3 protein-coding genes and 1 pseudogene are annotated in these 5994 nt (G+C 43.0%); 3 read left to right on the top strand and 1 reads right to left on the bottom strand.

What is annotated here, in order from left to right; translation table 11 throughout:
• On the top strand, positions 1-2455 hold a 2455-nt coding region (locus I8748_RS24840), incomplete at its 5' end, for a WD40 domain-containing protein (RefSeq protein WP_449658038.1).
• Positions 2456-2520: 65 nt separating this feature from the next.
• Here the strand turns inward: I8748_RS24840 and I8748_RS24835 are convergent.
• Positions 2521-3285 (bottom strand): SDR family NAD(P)-dependent oxidoreductase, encoded by a 765-nt coding sequence (locus I8748_RS24835; RefSeq protein WP_198127197.1) that lies wholly within the window; start codon positions 3283-3285, stop codon positions 2521-2523.
• A 528-nt stretch (positions 3286-3813) separates the two neighbouring features.
• Between I8748_RS24835 and fdhD the strand changes: the two genes are divergently transcribed.
• Positions 3814-4653, top strand: a complete 840-nt coding sequence (gene fdhD, locus I8748_RS24830) for a formate dehydrogenase accessory sulfurtransferase FdhD (protein WP_198127196.1) — start codon at positions 3814-3816, stop codon at positions 4651-4653.
• 336 nt (positions 4654-4989) lie between these two features.
• Positions 4990-5994 (top strand): annotated as a pseudogene (locus I8748_RS24825) (tetratricopeptide repeat protein); the annotation flags it as partial.

The following is a 5994-nucleotide window of genomic DNA, read 5'->3' as shown; positions in this document are numbered from 1 at the left end:
ATCCCCCTCATCTCCCTCATCCCCCCCATCTCCCCATCTTCCCGTCACTATCGAAGTAGCTCACGAAATCCTGATTCGCTACTGGTCAACACTACGCTGGTGGCTGGAGGAAAATCGTGCTAGGTTGCGATCGCATCGTCAAATTGAACAAGCAGCAGCTTTGTGGAAACACAACGATGAGCAACCTGATTTTTTATTGCGGGGGGTTCGCCTGGCAGAGGCAGAAGAAATTTATATTAATTACGTTGATGAATTATCTACTGATGTCCAAAGTTTTATTGAAGCTTGTTTACAAGAAAGAAGACTACAAAAACAAAAAGAAGAAAGTAGACTTAGACAAGCCCAAAGAACTGTAGGAATTATGAGTATTTTGGGATTGACTGCTTTTTCTTTAGCTGTTTTGGCTTACCAGCAAACCCAAAAAGCTCAGTTACAAGAATTACAAGCTCTCAATTCTTTATCTGAAAACTTCCTCCTCTCAAATCAGCAGCTAGAAGCATTACTAACTAGCGTCCGGGCGGGGAAGGAATTACAAAAAATTACACCGATAATCCCCGTCGATATCCAAACTCAAACGGCAACTATCCTACAACAGGCAGTTTATGGAACTCAAGAACGTAATCGCTTGGATAATAATTCTTGGGTAACTAGCGTTAGTTTCTCACCTGATGGGCAAATACTTGCCTCTGCTAGCGCTGACAACACAATTAAACTCTGGAGTCCTGATGGCAAGTTACTGAAAACTCTCACAGGGCATAGTGATGCAGTGAATAGTGTCACTTTTTCACCAGATAGTCAGACACTTGCTTCTGCTAGCACTGACAATACAATCAAACTCTGGAGTCGCAACGGCGACTTAATCTCTACTCTTGTCGGACATAGGGATGGGGTGAATAGTGTGAGTTTTTCACCTAATGGCAAGCTCATAGCCTCTGGTAGCAATGACAACACTGTCAAACTCTGGAGTGTTGACGGCAAGTTACTTGCAACTTTCAGCGGACATAGCCAAGGTGTGAACAGCGTCAGCTTTTCGCCGTCAGGTGATACCATTGCCTCTGCTAGTGATGAGGGTAAAGTTAAGCTTTGGAGTTTAGATGGTCGGCTACTGACAACTATACCAGCACACACGAGAGAAGTTTTGAGTGTTAGTTTTAGCCCCGATGGTCAAACAATTGCCTCCGCTAGTGCTGACCATACCGTTAAACTTTGGAGTTGTAACGGTACTTTGCTGAGAACTATCGAGGGTCATAGTGCTGGTGTCTGGAATGTGATTTTTTCCCATGACGGTAATACAATTGCTACTGCTAGCGCTGATAAAACTGTTAAACTCTGGACTCGTGCAGGTAATTTACTGGGTACACTCCAAGCACATAGCCATGAAGTTAATAGTGTGAGTTTTAGTCCAGATAACAAAACACTCGCCTCCGCAAGTGACGACAACACCATCAGACTGTGGAACCTAGACACAACGCAACCAAAAACTTTTTATGGTCACACAGGTAATGTGAGTTATGTCAACTTCATTTCTGATGGTAATGCCATCGCCTCACTCAGTGCTGATAACACCATGAAAATCTGGAGCTTGGATGGTCAGTTACTCAAAACATTGCCTTCGCCGATTAACAATGTCACTAGCGTGAGCTTTTCTTCGGATAATAAAATTGTTGCCCTAGCAAGTACAGACCAGACTATCCAAATTCGCAAACCAGATGGAACTTTGCTGCACACCTTTGGGGGTCATGGCAATTGGATAATGAGCATGAGTTTTAGCCCTGATAATCAAATATTAGCCTCCGCTAGTGCAGATAAAACTATTAAACTCTGGAGTTTAGACGGTCGTCTGCTCAAAACCCTTACCGGGCATAATGGTTGGGTAACTAATGTGAAATTTAGCCCAGACGGTAAGACTATTGCCTCTGCCAGTGCAGATAAAACTATCAAACTCTGGAGTCTAGACGGTCGTCTGCTCAAAACTTTGCAAGGCCATAGCGCTAGTGTATGGGGTATTAGCTTTGCTCCCGATGGCAAAACTATAGCCTCAGCTAGTCAGGATAAAACTGTTAAACTTTGGAACCTGGACGGTGTGCTGCTCAAAACCTTGCAAGGTCATCTTGATTTAGTTGCCAATGTCAGTTTTTCACCCGACAGCAAGATGATTGCCTCGGCTAGCGATGACGGTACAATCAAACTCTGGAGTGTTGCCAATGGTGTTTTGCTCAAAACTTTGCAAGGACATAGCGGTGGTGTGAGAAGCGTTAGTTTTAGTCCCAATGGCAAAATGCTGGTTTCGGGTGGTGAGGATGCAACAGTTAAACTGTGGAATTTGGAGAAGATAGAATTGCAAACCTTGGATCTCGATCAGTTAGTCACCCATGCTTGCGATCGCCTGCATGATTATCTCACAACCAACCCTAATATTACTCCACAGGATTATCAACTTTGTTTTGGCGACTGATGACAGATAACCCTCTCCACTACACCCCTGCTCCCTTAATGAGAAGTCTTTAACCAAACGCGATATTATTGTGCAGTATACCCTCCATCTACCATGAGTGGTGTTCCTGTAATGAAGGAGGCTTTATCAGAAGCGAGGAAGAGAATAGCGTTTGCCACTTCTCGCGGTTCTCCTGTACGCTTTAATAACGTCAAAGATGCTAGTTGCTCAAGAACATCTTTTTTAGCCAAGCCTTGAAAATCAGCAAAGTATTCTACAGCAGGAGTATCAATGGGGCCTGGGCAAACGCAATTGACTCGGATGTTATCAGATGCCAAATCATAGGCTAGGCATCGAGTTAATTGCAAAATTGCGCCTTTAGTGGTGTTATATGGCACAAATGCAGGTTGGGCAATAAAAGAACTGACAGAAGCGAGATTGATGATCGCCCCACCACCACGTTTACGCATTTGAACAGCTGCATACTTGGCGCAAAAAGCGTAACCTTTAACATTAACCGCGAAAACCCGATCCCAATCTGATTCTGTTACCTCTTCTACAGTGCCTGTAACCAATACAGCAGCATTGGCAACTAGGATATCCAAACCGCCCCATTGATTAACTACTGCCGCTACCAAATCTTGCACTTCAGTTTCTATTGAAACATCTACTTGGTAAAACTCAGCAATTCCACTGTCTGCTTTGATTTGTGCAATCAGTGTTTGTCCGCCCACAGCATCTACATCTGCCATCGCTACTTTGGCCCCCTGTTCAGCAAAAAGCTTAGCAGTTTCTCGACCAATACCAGAACTGGCTCCTGTAATTAGAGCTATTTTGTTAGTTAACTCCATTATTAAAGTTTTTCCATAAAAATTTGCTGTTTGATAAATTCATTGAAACTTGTTGATGACCAAGTTCATAAGCGAAAATCTACGGTTTAATATGGTTCAGTTAAAATAATTACCGAAATTAAGGTGTATTGAAGTATGAAATTTCAAAATTCGATATCTCAAACTCTCACTCTCTGCGCGACGGACACTTTGCTCAAGTCGGCAGAGCCTTCCTGTGCAAGTGTCCTCCTCTGCGTGAGTTAAATTCACATCAGAATTCAGCAATACCTAATTAGTATTAGGAAGATAGCAAACACTAATTACCCCACACCCTTCTTTTTGACTAATTTAGGCGCGTACTGTTCCATATAAGAGAACCAGGGAGCTTGAGGTAATATTAAATAAGTTACCCAAAACCTCGAACCAGTACCAAAAGGAAGGCTAACATATACAGTTTTAAATATAGTGCGATCGCACAAATGCCAATTAGAAAAACCCGCTCATCACAAGGCTTTTCCCTCCTGGCTCCTGCTTTCTACTTAGTAATTAATGAAAACACCTACTGGAAGCAAAATTAAAGCGCAAGTCTGGGTGGTCGAAAATGGCAAAAAGCGTTTTCGACAAGACCATCTCACCACTGAGGAACCTTTAGAAATTCGCCTTGTACCTCAAAATAAAACAGTAGCTGTGACTATGCGGACACCAGGAGCAGATTTTGAACTAGCTGCTGGTTTCCTTTACAGCGAAGGAATAATTAGCTGTAGAGAAGATATCAGACGCATCAGCTATTGTGTAGACGAATTGATTGACGGTGAACAACGCTACAACATCGTTAACGTAGAATTACGGCAAGGGTTAATTCTAGATTTACAACCCTTGGAACGTCACTTTTACACTAACAGCGCCTGCGGAGTTTGTGGTAAAGCCAGTCTTGAAGCTTTGCGTCTGCGGGGTTGTCCAGTGATTCCTCATGGGCCAGTGGTTACACCTGAGATCATCTACAGCCTACCTGATAAACTCCGGTCTGCTCAAGGTATCTTTACCGCTACAGGAGGTTTGCACGCTGCGGCTGTATTCGATACTCAAGCAAAACTGTTGAACCTGCAAGAAGATATTGGACGCCACAATGCTTTAGATAAATTAATCGGTTCAGCATTGCTTGCTGACGAGTTGCCTTTAAATAATCATATTGTCATGGTGAGCGGACGTTCTAGCTTTGAGATTTTGCAAAAATCTACCGCTGCTGGAGTTCCTATTGTCTGTTCTGTTTCTGCTCCTAGTAGTTTGGCGGTGTCTGTAGCTCAAGAATTTGGCATTACTTTAATTGGCTTTCTGCGTGGGCAAAGGTTTAATATTTACTCTGGAGTAGAGAGAATTAGTATTGGGTAAAAAGGACTGGGGACTGGGTACTGGGGATACTTAACAGGAAAAATAGACCTTTAATCTCCAAGCTTCAAGCTTAGAAGTCAAACTTTCGAGATACCCAGTTGAAACTTCGAGATCAAAACTCGGAATTTAGAGATTGCAACTTGAAACTTTTAGCTTTTTACTGCTGCTTTCGCTTTCAGAACTCGAAATTTCTAGCTTTTAAGTCGAAACTCCAACCTTTGAGGTACAACATTGGTGATCGAAGGTTCAATGATGGTGAGTGAAAGGCGATCGCTTGACTATATCGTGATCAAGTGACTGTAATCTATATACCAAACATCAAACTGGAATTTTAATATGAGGCACTTATTCTTAATTTGGGTACTCATACTATCTTTATTCTTTCCCAGTCAAGCACTTGCTCAAGCAAAACAGCCCTATACCTTAATCGCTGGACTCGGAAGCCACCATCATCTAGTTTCTACCCAAAACCCAGAAGCACAAAAGTTTTTTGATCAGGGATTGAATTTAATTTACGCTTTCAATCATGATGAAGCGGTGCGATCGTTTCAACACGCTGCTGAACTAGATCCGCAACTGGCAATGGCATATTGGGGGATTGCCCTTGGTTTGGGAGCAAACATCAATTTGGATATAGACCCCGATCGCGAAAGAGTTGCTTATCAAACTATACAGCAAGCTTTGGCACTTTTTCACCAAGCATCAGTCCCAGAACAAGCATACATCGCCGCCTTAGCAAAGCGCTACTCCAATGATCCCCATGCAGATTTGCATCAACTGGCGCTTGACTATGCTTTAGCAATGGCAGCTTTAGCCAAGCGCTATCCTGATGACTTGGATGCAGCCACACTTTATGCTGAAAGTCTCATGGATTTACATCCTTGGCAACTCTGGAGTCATGACGGCAAACCACAAGCTCATACAGAAGAGATTGTAGCTGTTTTAGAATCAGTACTTCAACATGACCCAGACCACCCCGGAGCTAATCACTATTATATTCATGCGGTAGAAGCGTCACAGGCGCCAGAACGTGCCCTCAAGAGTGCCCAACGACTAGAAACTTTAGTCCCAGCAGCAGGACATCTGGTACATATGCCTTCCCATATTTATTTCCGTGTGGGAAATTATGAGCGGGCAATGCTGGCAAACCAACGAGCGATCGCCCAAGATGATATCTACATTCAAAATAATAAAGTCCAGGGAATTTATTCCCTGATGTACTACAACCACAACATTTATTTCCTCATGGTAGCCAGTAGCATGGCAGGCAGATATCAAGATGCTCTACAAGCTGCTGATAAATTGGTCACAAATGCTGCTTCCATCAACCCATATTTACCA

It is taken from the genome of Amazonocrinis nigriterrae CENA67 (genome assembly GCF_016056305.1).
GTDB lineage: Bacteria > Cyanobacteriota > Cyanobacteriia > Cyanobacteriales > Nostocaceae > Amazonocrinis > Amazonocrinis nigriterrae.
This window is presented reverse-complemented; position numbering and strand designations above follow the sequence as displayed.

Coding starts and splice junctions, on each gene's coding strand:
- I8748_RS24835 (WP_198127197.1), bottom strand. CDS start 3,285: ATGGAGTTAACTAACAAAATAGCTCTAATTACAGGAGCCAGTTCTGGT.
- fdhD (WP_198127196.1), top strand. CDS start 3,814: ATGAAAACACCTACTGGAAGCAAAATTAAAGCGCAAGTCTGGGTGGTC.